The organism is Mesorhizobium sp. M4B.F.Ca.ET.017.02.2.1 (assembly GCF_003998955.1).
Classification (GTDB): domain Bacteria; phylum Pseudomonadota; class Alphaproteobacteria; order Rhizobiales; family Rhizobiaceae; genus Mesorhizobium; species Mesorhizobium abyssinicae.
Window position 1 is genome coordinate 1 of sequence record NZ_RZOF01000647.1, and the last position, 983, is coordinate 983.

Sequence of the window (983 nt, forward strand, 5' to 3'; positions counted from 1 at the left end):
GCGCCAGCATGCGCTCGATGGCGCGATTGGAGGACGGCTCGGACCAGGCGCTGGTCGAAGCCAAGGCGGTGGATGACGCCTATCCGCTCTTCGGCGCGCTGGCGACCGAGCCGGCGCTGCCGCGCGCGGCGCTGTTCGGCGAGCGGTCCGGCGTATTCGGCGCCGCGGCGCCCGAGCTTTTGTTCGACCGGCTGAACCTCAAGCTTGGCGACCGGGTGAAACTCGGCGGCGCCACGTTCGAGCTGCGCGCGCGGCTGGTGAACGAGCCGGACGCGGTCTCCGACGGCTTCGGCTTCGCGCCGCGGCTGCTGGTCTCGACCGAAGGGCTCGCCGCGTCGGGCCTGATCCAGCCAGGGAGCCTGGTCGAGAACGCCTACAAGGTCCGGCTGCCCGCCGGCGCCAGCGGGGCCGATCTCAAGGCGATCGAGGATCGCGCGGCCAAGGCGTTTCCGGAGGCCGGCTGGTCGATCCGCACGCGCAGCAACGCTGCACCGGCGCTGTCCTCCAACATCGAGCGCTTCTCGCAATTCCTGACGCTGGTCGGGCTGACTGCGCTGGTGGTCGGCGGCGTCGGCGTGGCCAACGCGGTGCGCGCCTATCTCGACGGCAAGCGCGGCGTCATCGCCACCTTCAAGAGCCTCGGCGCCTCCGGCGGTTTCGTCTTCACCATCTATCTGGTGCAGATCCTGCTGATTGCCGGCGTCGGCATCGTCGCCGGCCTGATCCTCGGCGCGGCGATGCCGTTCGCGGCGAGCGCCGCGCTGCAGTCGGTCATCCCGGTGCCGGCGGAAGGCGGTTTCTATCCAGGCGCGCTCGCCATGGCGGCGCTGTTCGGCCTGCTGGTGACGCTGGCCTTCGCGCTGCTGCCGCTGGGGCGCGCCCGCGACGTGCCGGCAACGGCGCTGTTTCGCGAGATGGGTTTTGAAAGCCGCGGCTTCCCGCGCCTGCCCTATGTCGCGGCAGCGGTCGGCATCGCGCTGTTC

The 983-nt window shown here is 71.2% G+C and carries 1 protein-coding gene; it reads left to right on the forward strand.

Features of this window, described 5'->3' with window-relative positions; translation table 11 throughout:
• A partial coding sequence (locus EN738_RS34590; protein ID WP_127287400.1) for an FtsX-like permease family protein occupies nucleotides 1-983 on the forward strand: 983 nt, incomplete at both ends.